This window comes from Defluviitoga tunisiensis (assembly GCF_000953715.1).
Classification (GTDB): Bacteria; Thermotogota; Thermotogae; order Petrotogales; family Petrotogaceae; genus Defluviitoga; species Defluviitoga tunisiensis.
Window position 1 is genome coordinate 826,833 of record NZ_LN824141.1, and the last position, 19,860, is coordinate 846,692.

Annotated in this window: 19 protein-coding genes and 1 pseudogene; 15 read left to right on the plus strand and 5 right to left on the minus strand. The window is 31.8% G+C overall.

The features are described 5' to 3' along the window. The first annotated feature begins 81 nt into the window (after positions 1-81). Positions 82-1,179 (plus strand): GTPase, encoded by a 1,098-nt coding sequence (locus DTL3_RS03910; RefSeq protein ID WP_045087613.1) that lies wholly within the window; start codon positions 82-84, stop codon positions 1,177-1,179. Positions 1,180-1,202: 23 nt separating this feature from the next. Then, positions 1,203-1,808: a phosphate propanoyltransferase gene (pduL, locus tag DTL3_RS03915; protein ID WP_045087614.1), complete on the plus strand. Its 606-nt coding sequence runs from the start codon at positions 1,203-1,205 to the stop codon at positions 1,806-1,808. A gap of 40 nt (positions 1,809-1,848) precedes the next feature. On the opposite strand, the pseudogene DTL3_RS09400 reads toward pduL, so the two are convergent. Beyond that, positions 1,849-2,337 (minus strand): annotated as a pseudogene (locus DTL3_RS09400) (RRXRR domain-containing protein); the annotation flags it as partial. Between the two features lie 235 nt (positions 2,338-2,572). After that, positions 2,573-3,388 carry a ribosome biogenesis GTPase YlqF gene (ylqF, locus tag DTL3_RS03920; protein ID WP_045087615.1) on the minus strand — a complete coding sequence of 272 codons (816 nt, stop codon included), beginning with the start codon at positions 3,386-3,388 and terminating at the stop codon, positions 2,573-2,575. Between the two features lie 341 nt (positions 3,389-3,729). Here ylqF and DTL3_RS03925 point away from each other — a divergent pair, with 341 nt between their 5' ends. The 11 genes from DTL3_RS03925 to DTL3_RS03975 all read left to right on the plus strand — a co-directional run bounded on the left by DTL3_RS03925 (position 3,730) and on the right by DTL3_RS03975 (position 14,550). After that, on the plus strand, positions 3,730-4,701 hold the full coding sequence (locus tag DTL3_RS03925; protein WP_045087616.1) for a PhoH family protein: 972 nt from the start codon (positions 3,730-3,732) through the stop codon (positions 4,699-4,701). 23 nt (positions 4,702-4,724) lie between these two features. Next, the gene (locus DTL3_RS03930) at positions 4,725-6,152 is read left to right on the plus strand and encodes an HDIG domain-containing metalloprotein (RefSeq protein ID WP_045087617.1); all 1,428 of its coding nucleotides are present in this window, start codon (positions 4,725-4,727) and stop codon (positions 6,150-6,152) included. Positions 6,153-6,166: 14 nt separating this feature from the next. Further along, positions 6,167-6,595: an rRNA maturation RNase YbeY gene (ybeY, locus tag DTL3_RS03935; RefSeq protein ID WP_045087618.1), complete on the plus strand. Its 429-nt coding sequence runs from the start codon at positions 6,167-6,169 to the stop codon at positions 6,593-6,595. A 54-nt stretch (positions 6,596-6,649) separates the two neighbouring features. Then, positions 6,650-7,579, plus strand: a complete 930-nt coding sequence (locus tag DTL3_RS03940; protein WP_045087619.1) for an ABC transporter substrate-binding protein — start codon at positions 6,650-6,652, stop codon at positions 7,577-7,579. After that, a complete protein-coding gene (locus tag DTL3_RS03945) occupies positions 7,576-8,310 on the plus strand; it encodes an ABC transporter permease (RefSeq protein WP_045087620.1) in 735 nt (244 codons plus the stop codon). The genes DTL3_RS03940 and DTL3_RS03945 overlap by 4 nt, the downstream gene beginning before the upstream one ends. Beyond that, on the plus strand, positions 8,295-8,999 hold the full coding sequence (locus DTL3_RS03950; RefSeq protein ID WP_045087621.1) for an ABC transporter ATP-binding protein: 705 nt from the start codon (positions 8,295-8,297) through the stop codon (positions 8,997-8,999). Before DTL3_RS03945 ends, DTL3_RS03950 begins: the two co-directional genes overlap by 16 nt. 75 nt (positions 9,000-9,074) lie before the next feature. Further along, the gene (locus DTL3_RS03955; RefSeq protein ID WP_045087622.1) at positions 9,075-10,307 is read left to right on the plus strand and encodes a DUF1015 domain-containing protein; all 1,233 of its coding nucleotides are present in this window, start codon (positions 9,075-9,077) and stop codon (positions 10,305-10,307) included. Between the two features lie 62 nt (positions 10,308-10,369). Further along, positions 10,370-10,804, plus strand: coding sequence for a PspC domain-containing protein (locus tag DTL3_RS09405; RefSeq protein WP_045087623.1), 435 nt, complete (start codon positions 10,370-10,372; stop codon positions 10,802-10,804). A gap of 383 nt (positions 10,805-11,187) precedes the next feature. Continuing rightward, positions 11,188-11,607: an NADH-quinone oxidoreductase subunit NuoE family protein gene (locus DTL3_RS03965; protein ID WP_045087624.1), complete on the plus strand. Its 420-nt coding sequence runs from the start codon at positions 11,188-11,190 to the stop codon at positions 11,605-11,607. Positions 11,608-11,629: 22 nt separating this feature from the next. Next, positions 11,630-12,841: a complex I 51 kDa subunit family protein gene (locus DTL3_RS03970; protein ID WP_045087625.1), complete on the plus strand. Its 1,212-nt coding sequence runs from the start codon at positions 11,630-11,632 to the stop codon at positions 12,839-12,841. Beyond that, a complete protein-coding gene (locus DTL3_RS03975; RefSeq protein ID WP_084217136.1) occupies positions 12,841-14,550 on the plus strand; it encodes an NADH-dependent [FeFe] hydrogenase, group A6 in 1,710 nt (569 codons plus the stop codon). Before DTL3_RS03970 ends, DTL3_RS03975 begins: the two co-directional genes overlap by 1 nt. 27 nt (positions 14,551-14,577) lie before the next feature. On the opposite strand, the gene DTL3_RS03980 is transcribed toward DTL3_RS03975, so the two are convergent. Continuing rightward, a complete protein-coding gene (locus DTL3_RS03980; protein ID WP_171820583.1) occupies positions 14,578-15,801 on the minus strand; it encodes a sensor histidine kinase in 1,224 nt (407 codons plus the stop codon). 143 nt (positions 15,802-15,944) lie between these two features. Further along, positions 15,945-16,613 (minus strand): response regulator transcription factor, encoded by a 669-nt coding sequence (locus DTL3_RS03985; protein ID WP_045087628.1) that lies wholly within the window; start codon positions 16,611-16,613, stop codon positions 15,945-15,947. Between the two features lie 172 nt (positions 16,614-16,785). Between DTL3_RS03985 and DTL3_RS03990 the strand changes: the two genes are divergently transcribed. Next, positions 16,786-17,424, plus strand: a complete 639-nt coding sequence (locus DTL3_RS03990; RefSeq protein ID WP_045087629.1) for a PepSY domain-containing protein — start codon at positions 16,786-16,788, stop codon at positions 17,422-17,424. 51 nt (positions 17,425-17,475) lie between these two features. Here the strand turns inward: DTL3_RS03990 and DTL3_RS03995 are convergent, their stop codons facing one another. Then, positions 17,476-18,624, minus strand: coding sequence for a glycerol-3-phosphate acyltransferase (locus DTL3_RS03995; protein WP_171820584.1), 1,149 nt, complete (start codon positions 18,622-18,624; stop codon positions 17,476-17,478). Between the two features lie 454 nt (positions 18,625-19,078). Between DTL3_RS03995 and DTL3_RS04000 the strand changes: the two genes are divergently transcribed. Beyond that, positions 19,079-19,801, plus strand: a complete 723-nt coding sequence (locus DTL3_RS04000; RefSeq protein WP_045087631.1) for a PIG-L deacetylase family protein — start codon at positions 19,079-19,081, stop codon at positions 19,799-19,801. Positions 19,802-19,860 lie beyond the last annotated feature (59 nt).

A 19,860-nucleotide genomic window follows, 5' to 3' on the forward strand; every position in this document is an offset into this window, starting at 1 on the left:
ATGAAACGATATTATGAGAAAATTGAATTAGTTATAACAAATCTGTTTATTATGATCTAAAGGAGTTGAATTTAATTATTTATGAAGTGTGAGGGATGTGGAATAGAAATTCAAAGTTCAGATCCTAAGATGGCTGGTTATATTCCTGAAGAAGTGCTAAAAGAGAGAATTGAAAATAACGAAAAAGTTGTTTGTCAAAGGTGTTTTAAATTAAAACATTATAATTATTTGATGCCTATAAAGATAGAATCTGATTTTTCAGGAGAATTAGATAGGATTCTTACGAATTTTAATACAATATTATGGATTGTGGATGTAATAGATTTTGAGGGAACTTTCAGGTCTGAAATTGCAGAAAAGTTGAAGGGAAAGGATGTAATATTAGTTGTGAACAAAGTGGATTTACTTCCGAGGAGTACTTCTTATTCACAACTAAAAGAATGGCTAATAAATAGGCTAAAATTGTCTTCATTAAATATACCGAGCGATAACATTGTGATTGCTAGTTCAAAAACAGGATTAGGAATAGGAAAAACTAAACAGCTTTTATCTCGAATTAGTGAAAAAAAGGCACTTATACTTGGAGTTACAAATGTAGGTAAGTCTTCATTTTTAAATAAGTTAACAAGTAAAGATGTTACAGTTAGCGCATTTGTAGGTACAACTCTAGAGTTACTTAAAACAGAGATACCTGACTTAGGCATAGAGGTTTATGATACCCCAGGTATCTTTACAAATGATAGATTGTGTGATTTTTTTGATATTTTTTCTCAAGTTAAAATGGTTCCGTCAAAAAAAATTAATACAAAAACTCATACAATTGCAAAAGGGAATGTACTTTTCATAAGCAGTTTGTTTTGGGTAGATGTTGTTGAGAATGGTGTTAGGGGTTTGCCACCAATTACGACAATTTTTTTGCCAGAAGGAATTTCAACTCACAGGGCAAAAAGAGAGAGAGTATCTGAATTATTGTATAATAGAAAAGTGTTGTATCCTCCTTATGACGATAAATTTGATTTTGGAAAGATTGAATTTGAAAAGGTAAAAGTAAGAGTTGATAAAGGAAATGATATTGCCATAGCTGGGGCAGGATGGTTTTCTGTTAAACGTGGACCACTCATTGCAGAAATTTCGAAACCTAAACAACTGAAGTTTTGTATTAGGCAATCAATGAAGTAAGATTATCTAAGATATAAATAATTATGGAGGTGTGTATCTTGCAACTAAAAGAACCTGGAATTGTAGTAGGGGTATCAAATAGGCATGTACATTTGTCTCAAGAGGATTTGGAGAGGCTTTTTGGTAAAGGTTACAAATTAACTCCAACCAAAGATCTTGGTCAACCCGGACAATTTGCTTGTGATGAACGAGTAGATTTAGTAGGTCCTAAGGGGACAATCGAAAATGTTAGAATATTAGGACCTGTACGAAAGAATTCACAAGTAGAAATTTCAAGAACTGATTCTTTTAAATTAGGTATAAATGCCCCTGTCCGTGATTCTGGAGATGTCCAAGGGACTCCTGGAATAAAAATTAAAGGACCTAATGGAGAAATTGAACTAGCTAAAGGTGTTATAATTGCCAAGAGACATATTCATATGCTTCCTAGTCAAGCTGAACACTATGGAGTAAAGGACAAAGATCTTGTATCTGTTTACTGTGATAAAGAAGGTAGAAGATTGATATTCCAAGATGTTTTGGTTAGAGTGAGTGAGAAGTATGCCTTAGAATTTCATGTAGATACCGATGAAGCTAATGCCGCTTTGTTAAATAATGGAGATTATGTAAAAATAGTGGAAAAATTTTAAATTGAACAACAAAAAGCTAGGATTTTTCCTAGCTTTTTTATCATTTTCCTGCAAGAAGACTCCCACTTCTGTAAGTGGGTGATGAATTGCAGTTATAAAACATACTAAATCCTTTCCTAAACATATAGGGCTTAACTAAATCTGTTTTAACTGGCTTAGACATTTCCATTAGCTTAATATATTTACCTTTGTTCTGTACACCTTGAACTGAATATTTTTTGCTCTCATTAGATGAAATTCTGTTATCAAATCTAGGTTTCCTATATCTAAGTCTATTGCGCCTAATTCTACGATACATCCGTCTTTCTTTAAGAAGCTCAGATATATCATTTCTTAGTTTAACTTCACCACATATTAATTCCTCTTTTTCTGTGACAGCAGAGAAACCTATGTAGTTATAACCACTATCTATACCAAGTGTGATATTTTGTGTATAGCTAGTAGTTTCATATAATAGCTGAATAGTGAAAGGTTTAACTTTAACTACTTTAGCAAGCTGTTGTTTTAAGGGGCGTCTAACTTTGCCATGCCTTTTAGTAGGTCCACATCGCCAATGTTATAGCAGGTTTAATGGTAACAGCACTTCTCCTACCCCTCAGAGATGTTTAACCATTACCCTCAGAGCATGGGACTTGTGGAGCATCCCACGGTGACTATATATTCTGCTATAACTAATCATTAGCAAAATCTAATGTCATAGACTAATCAACCGAGCTTGTATTTCTACAAGCCCCCGCCTCTAGGGGCGGTGGGTAATTGACTTTTTAACTAAATTCTGAAGGTAATTCATATGTTATTCCGCCGTATTTTCCTATTGACAATTCGTTTAAGAATGTGTTTCTTCCTCTTTCATAGTCAAATAGGTTGCCTTTCTTTAAGAAATTTCTTTTGCTACAGAATAATTCTATGAACTCATATGCATTTTCACAAGTATGCCAATCTTCGATGATGTTGTCTAAAACCTGAGGATACTCAGCTTTTAGAAAATTGAAAGCAAAGTAAGCTGCTTCATCTAATTCTTCGTCCATTGCTTTTAGCGAACCAATGATTATTAATTTGTTAATCATCTTTTTATTGAAAAGTTTTGGGTACAATACACCTGGTGTATCTAAAACTTTTAATTTGTTACTTACATTTATCCATTGAATGCCTTTTGTTATTCCAGGCTGAGCTCCAACAGCTGCAGTTTTTTTACCCCTTAAACTGTTAATGAATGTAGATTTTCCAACATTGGGTATTCCAACTATCATAACGCGCCGTTCGTTGAATTTTTCTGGGACTAAAGGGTATATATTTTTGACAAAGAAATCTTTTACATTTAAATTTTTAGAAGTTATACTGAATACATTTCCAACATTTTGTCTGTAAAAATCTTCCCATTGTTTTGTTTTTTGTTTGTCACATATGTCATATTTATTTAATAGAATTATCCGCTTTTTATTTCTGAATAATTCTTCCTCTTCGTATGCTCTACTTGTGTAAGGAGCTCTAGCGTCTAATACCTCTATAACAGCATCAACTAATTTTAAATTCTGTTTTATTAATGATTTGGCTTTTTCAATATGTCCTGGATACCACATTATAGAAATCCTTTCTAATTTAACTTTTTTTATTATTTTATGATATAATTACTATGAATAAAATAGCATGTATAAAAAATGTTTATCAATTTTATGCGTATTTATAAGATTATACAATATTTTTTATATATAATAATTACAAATTGGTAAAAACCACAACGCTCAGTTATAAAGTGAATTTGAGCAATTATTGTAGTGGTTAATTTTTTGTGTATCTACTTAACAGATTTAATAAGATTAGATAAGCATTAGGGAGTATTAAGTTTATCATTAATACATAAAAAATATAATTATGAAATAAAAAAAGCTTTTTAGAAAAGAGTGAGGAGGGATAAGTTATTTTGAGAAACACCATTACTATTCCTAATAACATTGAACCGATAGAAATATTTGGTGCATATGATAGCCGTACCAAATATTTAAAAAAGGAATTGGATGTTGAGATCCGATATAAAAATAGAAAGATTTATATTGAAGGAAAAGATGATGAATCGGTAGACAAAACTTCAAAAATATTATTCGAGCTTTTTGAGTTGCTAGACTCCGGGCATTTGCTAGATTGGGATCAATTTCAATATGTTGTATCCCGTTATAAAAACGATGGAAATGGTGAAAATAAGAGAATTAATCACAAGTCTATGAAAGAAGTCGTTAATACGGGTATTTTGGGGTCCAGAGTTTTTGCAAAAACAGAAGGTCAAGCAAAATACATAGAGGAACTACAGAGAAATGAAATAGTTTTTAGTATAGGGCCAGCAGGAACTGGAAAGACGTATCTAGCGGTTGCAATGGCTGTTGATTGTTTAAGATCTGGAAAAGTTCAGCGTTTAATTTTGACTCGACCTGCTGTAGAAGCAGGAGAAAAGTTAGGCTTCTTACCGGGGACTTTATATGAAAAAGTTGATCCTTATTTGAGGCCATTATATGATGCATTGTTAGATTTTCTTGATTCAGAGAAAATTATAGCCTATAGGGAAAAAGGAATTATCGAAATTCTTCCTCTTGCATATATGAGAGGTAGGACCCTAAACAATTCATTTATTATATTAGATGAGGCACAAAATACAACCTATCAGCAGATGAAGATGTTTTTAACGAGAATTGGTTTTAATTCAAGAGTAGTAGTTACTGGAGATATTACTCAAATAGATTTAGAAAAAAGAAATGATTCGGGTCTATTATCAATAAAGAAGGTTTTGGGAGAAAATATTGAAGGTATTAAGTTTATAGAATTACAAGAAGAAGATGTTGTTAGAAATCCTTTAGTAAGAAGAATCATTAAAGCCTACGACAATTATGAGAATAACAAATAAAACTGGGAAGTGGTCTTATTTAAATGAGAAAAAAATATTCTAAACTTTTTTTAAATTCCAAAAAAGAAAATAAAGTTGGAATTTATCAAAAGTTCAAGCATTTTATGCACAAAAATAAAGGATTTATATATAGAATTATTATTTTTATAGCTTTAATAGTGTTTTCTGAATTAGTGTTATTTCGGAGAGTTACGTGGCGCATTCAAATTCAGTTTTACATAGTTTTTTTCTCAGTATGGATAGGTATTGGGGAATTCTTTCTTGGTAAAAACAAAATGTTTAAACTACATCCAACAAATTTCTGGGCGGCTTTTTTAACGCCGCTCATTTTCAATATTGTTTTAAATCTTGCAGTATACAAATATGTTAATATGTTTGCATTAACTGCTATCTTAAGTACGTTGATCATTACATTACTCATAGATTACTCTTCAGGGATAATCTCTGCATTGATGTTCGCTCTTTTTTTTGGTATTTTATTTGGATATGACTTAAAGTTTACTGTTTATTTATTTTTACCCTCTTTAATAGCAGCTTTTTCCTCGAGAAAGATTAAAAGAAGGGTGGAAATTATTTTACCTTTCATTTTTGCATCTATTTCACAAATAATTATTTTGTATGCGACTAACTTATCTTACAATGCTATAGATTATTTATATATTCCTATAAGTAATTTTTTGGGAATTCTAATAATGATGGGTGTGTTGCCTTTCTTTGAATATTTGACTAGGGTTTATTCAGACATAGGCCTTTTAGAGTTAGGAAATTTGAACAACCCTATTTTAAAGGAATTATCCTTAAAAGCACCAGGAACCTATTATCATAGTATGATCATTTCAAACTTAGCAGAAAGTGCAAGCGAAGTCGTTATGGGAAATACTACATTGGCAAGAGTAGGGTCATACTTTCATGATATAGGAAAAATCTGGAGGCCCCAATTTTTCTCAGAAAATCAAAAATCTAAGAATCCTCATGTGGATATCAGTCCAAAGTTGAGTTCCTTAATTTTAAATAATCATGTAACCTATGGAGTTGAATTAGCAAGAAAGTACAGGCTTCCAATACTAATTGAAGATATGATTCTTCAACATCATGGAACAAGAGTTAAACAGTTTTTCTATGATGAGTACTATAAAGAAACAGGCATTAAAGATACAAACATGTTCAGATATCCCGGGCCTATCCCTCAATTTAAAGAGGCTGCAATTCTTATGATAGCTGATGTAACAGAGGCCACAACTAGAAGTATGCAAGAAATAGAACCAGCTGAATTGAGTCAAAAACTTGACGAGTTAATCTCTTCACTTTTTTTTGAGGGACAATTTGATGATTGTGGATTAACTATGAGAGAAATTAAAAAAATCAAAGGTAAAATAATGAGAACTATTTTGGAAATGAATCATAAGAGGATTAGTTATCCTAAAATAGATGTAAAAGAACTTAAAGAATAAGGGGCAAAAAAAATATGAAAGTAAACGTTATTAATGATCAAAATATAAAAAAAATAGATATAAAAAAAATTAAAGAAGTAGTTAAAACAGTTTTAAAACAGGAGATTGGAGATCGTTCCTTTGAAATAAATATTTTGATTACGAATGACAACACTATTAAGGAGTATAATATCTACAGAGGGAAAAATGAACCTACAGATGTTTTGTCTTTTGCATATGGTTTAGATGAAGAGGTAATAGGCGATATAGTTGTTTCTGTAGAAACTATAGACAGACAGTGTATGGAATTTGGGAACTCTTTTGAAGAAGAATTTTTCTATATATTAATTCACGGAGTACTTCATATAGTTGGATATGACCATGAAACCTCTGATCAAGATGCCCAAACAATGTTTGAGCTTCAAGACAATTACTTTAAACAATTAATAAAACTCTCTAATTAGGAATAATGGGTTAGGAGATTTCTTAGCGTTTGGTAAAAGAGGAGGGAAAAACAAGTGAAAAAATTAGCAATCACAACATTATTTATTCTTTCGGTGCTCTTTGTATTTTCTGTTACTATTACGAATCCGATGGGACCAGCGGTTATACCTGTTACTGGATTATTAGGTAATGTGGTTGATACTCAAGGTGTAGAGATAGAAGTAAGTTTTTGGAAAGATGAAAGTGAGGCTGTAGCCTTGTTAGTTTCAAATCAAGCAGATTTTGCAGTTTTACCTATTACTGTAGGAGCAAATCTTTATGCTCAAGGCATGGATTTAACTTTAGTAGGAGTTCATGAATGGAAAGCTTTCTATTTAATTGTTGATGATGTTTCTAAATTTACTGACTTAAGTAGTTTAAAAGGGAAAGAGGTTTATTCTCCTCATGGTAGAGGACAGACAGTTGATGTGCTTCTTAGATATTTATTGGTAGTTAATGGATTAGCTCCGGATAAAGATGTTAAATTTTATTATCTACCACCTCAAGAGATAGTTTCTCTTTATAAGGCAGGTAAAATAGAATATGCAGCCTTACCCGAACCTTTTTCAACCCTTGCTGTACAGGGCACCCAAGGAGGTATTGTTTTAGACTTTCAAGAGGAGTGGAATAAAGTAGCTAACTCAAATTATGGTTTGCCAATAGCTGGGTTGTTTGTAAAAAAAGAGATATTAGACAAGAATCCCAAACTAGTTGAAAAAGTTGAAAGGGCATTTTCGGAGAGTGTAACCTGGGCTAATACCAATTTAGATGAAGCTCTGAAAATTACTAATAAATATCTAACTATCCCAATTTCTGTGTTAAAGGAGGCTATGAAAAGACTTAAATTCGAATATATTAATATATCACAATGTAAGGATGAAGTAATGTTCTTTTTGAATACTATGCATGATTTTTATCCTGAGGGGTTACCTTCATTACCTGATGGAGGATTTTATTATAAATGAAAACTTTTTATGGTATATTATTAATTATTGTGATTTGGTATTTTTTATCTTTTGTCATTGGGTCATCTTTTGTTTTACCTTCTCCTCATTTGGTTATAGATACGTTGATTGAACAATTAAAAACTCCAAGAGTATATTCTGCTTTGTGGAGTACTGTTTGGAAAACACTGGTTGTTTTACTTCTTGGTACATTAATAGGTATTGTTATTGGTTTTTTTATGGGAATAAACGATACTGTATATGAGATAGTTAGGCCTTTGTTCATGGTAATACAATCAATTCCAGTTGTTTCCTGGCTTGCTTTTGTAGTTTTTTTATGGGGAGTTGGATTTAAGGGACCTATTTTAATCAGTACTCTGTCAATTCTTCCAGATATAGTTTTTACAACAGCGTCAGGTATAAAAAATATAGATGGAAAGCTTTTAGAAATGGTTAAATTGTACAAAGTATCTTTTGGAAAGATATTTCGTCATCTTTATTTGGCTTCAATAGTTCCTTTTATAATTGCAGCTGTAGAAATTTCAATAGGAAATGTCTGGAAGGTTGTTCTTGTAACGGAGTTTTTGGTAGGTGGAAGTGGGTTAGGAGTGGAATTAGCTTGGGCTAGACAATATGTTGATGTTCCAAGAATTTATGCAATAACTTTAATTGCTGTTGTGCTTGGATTAGCTACAGAACGATTGTTTAAAACTATTTCAAAGAGGATGCTGAAACGTTGGGAAATATACTAAAAGTTAGTAATTTATCGAAAAATTATGGTAACCTACAAGTTATAAATGGATGGGATATTGAGTTAGAAGAGGGCGAAAAAGTAGTTTTAGTAGGTCCTTCAGGTTGTGGAAAAACAACTTTTTTTAGGATTATTTCAGGTTTGGAAAAAGCGACAGGTGGAACAGTTGATGTTTTTGCTCAAAAAGTAGGATACGTATTTCAGGAACCAAGACTTTTTCCCTGGCGCACTGTATTTGATAACTTAAGAATAATAAGAGACGAAGAAGACAAGATTGAAGAAGTAATAAAAATGATGAGTCTAGAGGGTTTTGAGCAACTTATTCCTTCAAAATTAAGTGGTGGAATGAAACAAAGGGTCAACTTGGCTAGGGCTTTATTGATAGAACCTGATTTTTTAATCTTAGATGAGCCTTTTAGTTCTTTGGATTTAAAGATTAAATTAGCTATAATGAATGATATAGAAAAGTTATGGTCAAAATATAAATTTTCTTTATTAATGGTTACACATGACTTAAAAGAGGCTATTTTTTTGGCGGATAAAGTTATAATATTGTCTTCTAGGCCTTCAAAAATACTTAGAACTTTTGATATCAACTTAGAAATGAATGAGAGAGACATTACTGATAAGCATTTTTTGGAATTGGAAAGTAAGATTACAAGATTTATTATTAACGAGACTGAAAGTTAATTCATCCTGGGGTGTTGAATTTTTGTTCATTTTTGGAGTAAGAATCATAATTTGTAAAAAATGGGAGGGGTAGCGTTGGCGACTATAAGACCTTTTAAGGCTTTTAGACCTATTAATGGTATTGAACAATGTTTTTCTTGTCTACCATATGATGTGTTTGAAGAAGAGGAAGTTAGGGAAATAATCAAACGAAATCCCAATACTTTTTTAAAAGTAACTAGGTCTGATGCAGATATTAGTGATCCTTCATATGAAGATGTGTATCAAAAAGCAAAAGAAAATTTAGACGATTTTATATCAAGAGGATGTCTAATAGAAGAAGATAAGCCATATATATATATTTATCGAGAGACTTGGAAAGGGGCATCTCAAACAGGTTTTTTTGCTACTTTTAGTATATCTGAATATGATGAAGGAATCATTAAAAAACATGAATTGACTAGAAAAGAAAAAGAAGAAGATAGGACCAAACATATTGTAACTTTGAAAGCTCAAACAGGACCAGTTTTTTTAAGCTTCAAATCATTTCCCAAGGCAAAAGAAATTACTAACAAAATAATAGAAAACACAGAAATACTGTACTGTTTTTATGACGAAAATAATGTAAAACACGAACTTTGGAGAATACAAAATGAGAATGATATGGCTCAGATTGAACATATTTTTAGCAATATAGATTACCTTTATATTGTTGATGGACATCATAGAGCTGCATCATCCTCAAGGGCTCAAAAAATACTGAAAGAACAAGATACTAATTATACTAACGAAAAGCCTTATAATTATTTTATGGCAGTTGCTTTTCCCCATGATGAACTACGGATACTTCCTTATAACAGGATTGTCAAAGACTTGAATAACTTAACAAAAGAGGAGTTTTTAGAAAGATTAAGTGAGCATTTCGAGGTTGAAGAAGCTCCTTGTTCACCATATTCTCCTGAGAATATGCATAATTTTGGGATGTATTTAGATAAACATTGGTACAAACTTAGGTTTAAAACTACTGGAAATCTAGATCCAGTTAAAAATCTAGATGTTCAAATACTACAAGATTTTGTTTTAGATCCAATTTTGTCAATAAAAGATCCAAGAAGTGATTCTAGAATCCATTTTATAGGAGGAATAAGAGGTTTAAAAGAGTTGGAAAAGTGGGTAGATGAAAAAGGTTGGAAGGTTGCTTTTTCTATGTATCCCACGCAAATGGACCAACTTTTTGAGATAGCAGATAATAACAAGATAATGCCTCCAAAATCAACTTGGTTTGAACCTAAATTAAGAAGTGGTTTGTTAATAAACAAGTTTGATTAAGTTCGAAAGGAAGTATTATTAGAACTACTCACAAAAAAATAAATATAGGGTGGTGCAATATTATGAAGAAATTGTACAGATCTCGTGACAACAAAGTTTTAGCGGGAGTTTGTGGAGGTATAGGTGAATATTTTGAGATAGATCCAGTTATTATCAGATTAATTTGGATTGTATTGACAATGATTTGGGGTTTTGGTCTTTTTTTGTATATAATAGCCATCTTTTTAATTCCTTTAGAGCCTAAAGAAATAAAGATTCAAGATGTAGGTACAACAACGCAAGAGTCTAAAAAAGATTATCGACATTTAGAAGATAACGATAGAAATATAGTTATAACATTGATAGCTTTGTTTTTTATAGTTTTAGGAATTATGGTTGTAATAAGTATTATAGCTCCGTCTACTTATATTTTTAGAAACATCATTAAAGGCATTTTAGGTGTTGCAATGATAATTATAGGAATATATTTGGTTTTTAAATCTAAAAAAGATTACTAATTATCTTTTCTTTAAATTTCAATTAGTCTAGGATATGAGTTAATTAATAAGTTGTTTTGATTGGGGTGGGACTATCTTAGACTTCTTCTTAACTTCGTTTCTTAGACATACTAATTTCCCTGCCTTTTTAAATTAATACATTATATAGGGCATTATCCCTAGCCTTCTTGTATAGTTTAATAGCCACAACTTCATCTTATACGATAGTTTCTTGAATTGATTTAAAATAAGAATGTGAAATATATAACAAAACAGCTTAGATTTTGCTGGTGCAAGATTAATTATATATATATATCTTTATAAAGCTGCATAGATATGTGAAAAACATAGAATTTTTGAATTTCTAAAATGGGTAAATAATAAAAAATAAAGGAGGGGTACATATGGAAAAATATTATGAAAAAGAGCTTTTAGAGGAACTTCACGATATTCAGGAAACGTATGGCTTTATTTCAGAAGAAGATATTTTAAGAATTTCTGAAAAAAGAGATATTCCTAAAGCCCATTTATATGGAGTGATTAGTTTTTATTCTATGTTTCATCTAAAGCCCACTGGCAAATATATAATTAAGGTATGTGACAGTGTGTCTTGTAGTTTGAACCATTCTGCAGATATAGTAAAAGTTATAAAAGAACATTTAGGTATTGGAGAAAATGAAACTACAAGGGATAAGAAATTTTCTCTTGAAGTTGTAGAATGTCTTGGGCACTGCGATGAAGGTCCTGTAATGATAATTAATGACACATATTATACGCATCTTACTACAAATAAAGTTGTTCAAATTCTTGAAAATTTGGACTAAGGGAAAGGGGGAATATCCAATAATGGAGAAAATCTTTTTAAAAAGTGATCTTGGGAAAAGCTTTGAGGATTATGAGTTTTCAGGTTTAAAAAATTCATTAAAAATGGAACAAACTCAAGTTATTGATAAGATTAAGGATAGCGTATTAAAAGGAAGAGGTGGCGCAGGGTTTCCAGCTGGTATAAAATGGGAAACTGCATATCATGTAGAAGATGACATTAAGTTTGTTGTTTGTAATGCTGATGAAGGTGAACCAGGAACTTTCAAAGATAGGTTTCTGATGGAAAATCTTCCATATAAAGTAATAGAAGGTATTGTAATATGTGGATATGCAGTTGGTTCTAAATATGGGTACATATATATAAGAGGTGAATATACCGAAGCAATAAAAATTATAAGAAAAACTATACAAAAAATGTATGAAAAAAAGTATTTAGGGAATAATATCTTGGGCACTGATTTTTCATTTGATTTAAAGTTAGTTAGAGGTGCTGGGGCTTATGTTTGTGGTGATGAAACCTCTTTAATTAATTCAATAGAAGGCGAAAGGGGAATGTCTAGAATTAAACCTCCATTACCGGTTTTTGAAGGATTATACGGTAAACCTACTGTTGTTAATAATGTTGAGACATTGAGTGCCGCAGCAGAAATTATGAAATATGATAATAATCCATATCTTCATATGGGAACAGAGAAAAGCAAAGGAACTAAGTTAGTTTCTATAAGTGGAGATGTATATAAGCCAGGGGTATATGAAGTTGAATTTGGAAAAATGACCGTAAAACAAATCGTGAATGAATTAGCTGGTGGGGTCAAAGGCAGTGAAATAGGTTTTGTAATACCTGGTGGAATCTCTACAGAAGTGTTAACTAAGAATGAGTGGGATGTTCCATACACTTATGAAGATTTGTACAAGATTGGCACTAATATAGGTTCTGGTGGAATGATAGTTGTTTCTAAGGATAGAAACTATCTTGAAATCATAAAAAATGTTTCAGATTTTTTTAGAGATGAAACTTGTGGAACGTGTTTTCCATGTAGAGAAGGAAATAAAAACATTAACAAAATGGTTTCAGAGATATATGAAAGAGGTTATCCTACGAAAAAAGAAATTGAAATAATATCAGACATAAAAAATGCTGTTAGTTTAGCTGCAAGATGTGGGTTTGGAGAAGCTTCTGTTAATTTAATTTTATCGATTCTTGAAAACTTTTATGCAAAGAAGGTGAAATGATGAAAGTTAAGATTAACAATAAAGAATATGAGTTTCAAGAAGAACTGAGTATTTTAGATGCTGTAAAAAAAGCTCATATAATAATTCCAACTCTTTGTTATTCTGAAAAATTAAAACCATTTGGAAGTTGCAGGCTTTGTTCAGTAGAAATAAAAGGTGAGAGGACGTTAAAACCGGCTTGTGTAACTAAAATATCAAATGGGATGGAAATCTATACTCATTCAGAAAAAGTTAGAAAAGTTAGAAGTACTATAATGGAATTAATAATTGCGTCTCATGGTATTTCCTGTAATTTAAACTGTTTAACTTGCCCAAAATCTTCCAGTTGTGAGATAAAAGTTATAGCAGAAGAAATTGGAATCATGGAGGTAAGAATTCCTACCATTTCAAGCAAGATACCTGAAGATAGAAGCAGTTATTCAATTGTTAGAGAACCTCAAAAGTGTATAGTTTGTGACAGATGTGTAAGAAAGTGTGCGGAGGTTCAGTCTGTAAACATATTAACTATAGCGAATAGAGGTCCTGATACTTATGTAACCACTTTTCTAGATAAAGGTATGGGAAATGTTGATTGTGTAAATTGTGGCCAATGTGTTATTGAGTGTCCAACGGGTGCTTTACACGAGGTTTATCAAACTGATCAGGTGTGGAATGTAATTTCAGATAATTCTAAATATGTTATTGTTCAAACTGCCCCTGCAGTAAGGGTGGCAATTGCCGAAGAATTTGGAGCTGAACCCGGTAGAATTGTTACGAAACAATTAGTAGCTGGTTTGCGATTATTAGGTTTTGATAAAGTTTTTGATACCAATTTTGCTGCAGATCTAACCATTATGGAAGAGGCAAGTGAATTTCTAGAAAGGTTTAAAAATGGTGGAAAACTTCCTTTATTTACTTCATGTAGTCCTGGTTGGATAAAGTTCATAGAACACAATTATCCTGAATTTCTTGATAATCTTTCAACTTGTAAATCTCCTCAACAAATGTTTGGTGCTATTGCAAAAACTTATTATGCTGATAAAATAGGTATTCCACGTGAGGATATGATAGTCGTTTCCATTATGCCTTGTACAGCAAAAAAATATGAACGAGTAAGACCAGAGATGAAGGGTGATGTGGATTATGTGTTAACAACAAGAGAATTAGCTAAGATGTTTAAATTAGCTGGTATTGATTTGTTGAATCTACCATCTGAAGAGTATGACGAACCGTTAGGAATTACTACAGGAGCAGCGGCAATATTTGGTGCAACGGGTGGTGTAATGGAAGCTGCACTTAGGACAGCATATGAAGTTATTACCGGGAAAAACTTGGAAAGATTGGATTTTGAATCTGTTCGTGGAATTGAAGGTATAAAAGAAGCAGTTATCGAAATTGACGGTTTAAAATTAAATGTAGCAGTTGTTAATGGCCTTGGAAATGCTAGAAAAATGTTGGATATGATAAAAAATGGTGAAAAAGATTATCATTTTATTGAATTTATGGCATGTCCAGGTGGATGCATAGGTGGTGGTGGACAGCCTATTCCTACGACCAAAGAAATCCTTTCTAAAAGAATGAAGGCAATATATGAAATTGACAAATCGTTTGAAATAAGAAAATCACATGAGAATCCGGCAATTCAAGCCTTGTATAAAGAATTTTTAGGTGAGCCTTTAAGTGAAAAGTCACACGAATTATTGCATACAACATATATTGCGAGAAGTTAAAGAACAAGGGCTAATAAGCCCTTGTTTTTAATCAAAAATTATAGGTAAAATTATATAAAAAGTTGTTCCTTCTCCTTCTTTACTCTTTACCTCTATTTGACCATTGTGGACCTCAATAATTTCTTTTACGATCGCAAGACCTAGACCTGTACTTTGTTCACTGTTAGATCTCGCTTTATCTACTCGATAGAATCGGTCAAAAATTAGAGGTAGATCATTTTCTGGGATCCCGGGCCCAGTATCTGAGATAGATACTACAGCTTTTTTATTTTTGCTATATAGTGAAACGGAGACTTTTCCGGATTTTGTGTATTTTAGCGCATTATCCAAGATATTCAAAATTGCTTCTTTTAACTTTTCTTTGTCGCCTCGAATACATAGATTTTCTTGCAATTCGTAATCTAATTCCAAATGTTTCTGTTGGAACAACGGCTTCATTTTTTGAATAAGTTCTTCAAGCAAATCTTTTAAATCAAGAGAAGTAAAGTTATAATACTGACTTTTACTGTCACTTCGCGCAAGAAATAGTAATTTATCGATAATAGAAGACATATAAAGTACTTCGTTTTGAATTAGTTGCAATGATTTTTTGTATTCCTCGGTTGTTCTATCTCTTTTCAAAGTTAAACTTGTTTCTGCTTGAATTATTGATAAAGGTGTTCGCAAATCATGAGATACATCTGCGGTGAACTGTTTTTGTTGTTCAAAAGCTCTTTCAAGACGTGAAATCATTTGATTTAGGGTAGAAGCAAGTCTGCCTAATTCATCTTCACTTTGAACTTCAATTCTTTCGTTTAGATTAGTTTCTTCAATGCGCTGGGCAGTGTCAATTATTTTTGAAACAGGTTTAAAAGATCTATCAGCTAAAATAAATCCCCCTATTCCTGCTAACAACAAAACAAATATTCCGGTAAAAATCAGGATCTTTTTTAAACGAGATAAAACAGTAAGTATTTCATCTATGAATCTTCCAATTATAATTATGAAAGGAGTTTCATTTACTGTAGTACTAGATACATAAAATCTGGCATTCCAGTTGTAATCTGTTGTAGTAGAGATATAAAAGCTTTCACCCTTGGAAACCCTATCTTTTATTTGTGAAAAGTTTGGGATGTCTACGAAAAACCCATAAAACCTCATTAATTTACCGTCATAACTATAAATAAATATCATTTCATTCGGCATACTTTTCAGTTGATTAATCTGTTCAATGTTTTCTGAACTTTGTAAATTGATTTGGATTTCATTCATTCGTGAGACAAGTACGTTATCAGTGTTTTCATATAAACTATAACGTAGTGCATAATAAGAACTTAGCCCAAATACTAGAAGTAGTATTGACATGATGAGAAGATACCAAATGGTTAATTTAAATTTTATACTTTTGAAAAATTTTATGAAATTGTTAACCTATAACCAGCTCCCCTAACTGTTTCTATAATTTTACCATCTTTATCTCCTATTTTCTTTCGTAATCTTCTAATATATACGTCAATTATGTTTGAACTTCCTTCAAAATCAAGGTCCCATATCTTTTCTTCAAGCATCGTTCGAGTTACAACTATTTTAGGATTTCTCATAAAATATTCTAGTATATTATACTCTTTTGGTGTTAACTCCAATTTTTCATTTCCTTTCCATACTTCTCTCGTTAAAGTGTCTAAAACTAGGTCTCCTACCTGTATTCTAGGATTTTTTGTAAAAGATTCTCTGCGTAACAAGGATCTAACTCTAGCAAATAGTTCATTAAAATCAAAAGGTTTAACCAGATAATCGTCTGCTCCTGAGTCAAGTCCCTTTACTCTGTCTTCTATACTGTCTTTAGCTGTTAGCATTAATATTGGAACATTAATGCCTTGTTCTCTTAGACTTTTACATACAGAAAAACCATCTTTTACAGGAATCATAATATCTAAAATGATTAAATCGTAAGAAACGTATTTAGCATAATCTTCGCCTTCTTCACCATCATAAGCTACATCTACTAAATAGCCTTCTTCTTCTAATCCTCTTTTTATAATATTAGCAAGTTTCTCTTCGTCTTCCACTACCAATATTTTCATTTTTCATCACCTCACCTCTGGCTATTATTTTATGAAAAAAAGATTAAAATTTTATGAAAAAGAATAATAATTTATTTCTTTTTTATTTTCATTTAAGATTAATTTTTTTTTCATGAGTGTTTCAGCACTCAGATATATACTAATTACTAGAAAACTGTAGGAGGTGAAAAAAGTGAAGAAAAAGCTAACCGGATACTTTTGTTTATTGGTTATATTGATAGGTAGTGTAGCTTTCACGCAATTTGTAGATCAACCACCAGTTGAAGTTCCAACTATCCCTGAAGAAGAACTAGAGATTCCTGTGGATCAACTAGTTACTGTAGCTAAAAGTTTGGATTTGGGTACTGCTATAGTTTCCATAGAAAGGGATAAAGGATTATTTGGAGGAGAAAAGGGAACTTATACCTTCAAGTTTGAAAATGGTGCTGAAGTTCAACTCGATAGTAAGACCGGGGAAGTACTAAAATCAAAGGAAGGTAAAAAGCAAGACGAACAAATAATGAAGCTATTATCCATGACAGGCGTTTCTTTGGAAGATACCCTCAAAACGGTTATGGAAGTATTCCAAGAAAACAAACTTGAATCTGCTAAATTGCAAGCAGACGAGATTGGTAACCCTATATACCTATTCATCTTTGAGGACTTAACAGTTGAAGTTGATGCAACATCTGGTGAAATTATAAATCCTCCAGTAGAAATCCCATCCGTGCCTGAAAATGAACAAATGCCTGAGCAAATAGAAGAAACACCAGAGGAAACACCTATTGACGAAAATGAATTAATTTTCCCAGAAAATCCAGGAAATTTCTAGGACTTACTTAATATACCCCCCATGTCCTTAACGGGGGGTATATTATTTATTTCATAATATTTTTGAAAACAACCACATAGTCAAAGCTGCAGCAGGTGCCATCGTTAGATTGTCATTCAACCACTTTCCTAATCCCTCAACTATGGTAATTACAATTACTCCTATTAAAAGATTGAGATAATTTATAGGCATATTGATTAAATTCATATAGACAGCCCCAGATGCAAAAGCTATAGCAAAACAAGCTAAACTTCCTTCTATAGATTTTCCTTCTAGCCATTTGTGTTTCCCCCAGCGTTGTCCAATTAACACTGCCCATGAATCACCTAAAGTAAGCATTACAATAGAAATTAAAGAATATGGAATAGGAAAAAGGCCTGCAATTGCGCTTCCCATAAGAAAGTAGCTCGTTCCAGAAATCTTGTATGCTTCCTCACTTTTACCAACAGGTTTGAAAAGTTTTTTTAGGAATTCATTGACGGTTTTAGAATACCTTCTGATTAGTTCAAGAAAAAAAGCAATTAACCCTGAAATTACTATTATATATCTGAATGCTACAGGGCCCCACAGTGGGTAGGCTAATCCGGGATATAATAAAGCAAGATAACGCCATAATTTTCTTTTGACGAAATTATCTTTCAAAGGTTCTTTAAATTCCATAAAGCTACTTTTTAGATTGTTCCAGCCTCTAATGAACAACCATGAAACTAAAAGGAGGGTCATAATAGCACCTAGAAAATCAATAGTACCTCTTAAATATCCTATCAATATTACAAAAGGCCACAAAAGAGAGATTATAAACATTATTCCTTTTTTAAAAGTAAGCCATAATGTTCCTGCAATTATCCCAAAAGCAGCCGATTCGAGAGGAAATAACACAACAAAGGAACCCACTGCAGCAGCTACTCCTACCCCACCTTTACCTTTTAACCAAATGGGAAAGGAATGACCAATAATGGCAATTAATGAAAAAAGTGGCCACCAACTTTTACTAATTCCGAATAGATAAGCGATAAGAATAGCTAAAACTCCTTTAGTAGAATCACCTATGAAAGATAAAATTCCGGCGATAGGTCCACCTTCTTTCCATGCGTTAGTGGAACCGACATTTTTTGTCCCTACTTTTCTTAAATCCTTACCAGAAAAAAGTTTTGTAAATAAATAACTCCACGGAATGGATCCTAAAAAATAACTGAGCACCAAGGTTATGAAAAAGGTCATAATCATCGCCCCTTAATTTTATTGTCACTTTAATTATATATCTTTTAACCTTCTTAAATTATATGAAAAAACTATGTTTTTTAGTATATCTTAATTTAAATTTCGTAAATGAGGTGTGATTAAATAAAACAAAAGTTGTCTATTTATTAAAAAATGATTTAAAATATAGTAAAATATATATATAATAGGCTAATAAGTAAAATAAATATAATTTTGAATTAATAATGGGTCAAGGGCGAAGCCCTTCACTCCTCGGTACAAGTACCAAAAAGTTTAAGTAGATAATTATTGTTTTTGAATTTAAAAGGGTAACAGGGGGGTAGCCCTCTCCCATTTCTTAGCTACAAGTACCAAAAAGTTTAAAGAAATAAAGATTTTCTAAAAGTAAGCAATTCTAAAACATATATATAAGTGAGTAAATGGAGGCTATTATATGGAAGAAAAAATTGTACAAAGCTTGAAGAAAATGCTTCCTATTCCCAAAATAGAAGAGAGACATAATGTGTTATGTATTCTTCCTCATCCAGATGATGGAGAAATTGGGGCTGGAGGAACCATCGCTAAATTAAAGGCATCTGGTTCAAATGTTACTTATCTCATGGTTACAGAAGGAGGGGCAGGAATAAAAGGGAAAAGCCGTGAAGAAACAGTAAATATAAGAAAAAAAGAACAAGAAGATGCAGCAAGATTATTAGGAGTAGATAAAATTATATGGCTAAACTATCCTGATGGTGGAAGATATGACATAAATGATGTAAGAGAAGATATAAAGAAACATATAGAAAATATTGATCCCGATTTAATTTTAACTGTAGATCCTTTTTTACCTTATGAAACTCATCAAGATCACAAAAATTGTGGGTTAGCTGCTGCACAAGCAGCATCTAGTAGCTTAAATTCTAACGCTTTAATAGCTTTTTTCTTTACAGCTTATCCCAATCAATACGTTTCAGTGGATGATTATTGGGATAAAAAAATTGAAGCTATTAAAATTCATGAAAGCCAAATTACTGAAGAATTTATTTTGATTATTCAGCAGTATTTTGGATTAAAAGCAAAAGTATATGGAGAAAAAATAGGATGTGAGTATGCTGAAAATTTTAAGGTCTTATTTCCAATAATGTTGCATTGTTTTGAAGAAGCCATGTGGATATGATCCTGATATATATAATTAACTTTATATAGATAATAACATATAAATAAATTTGAATTTAT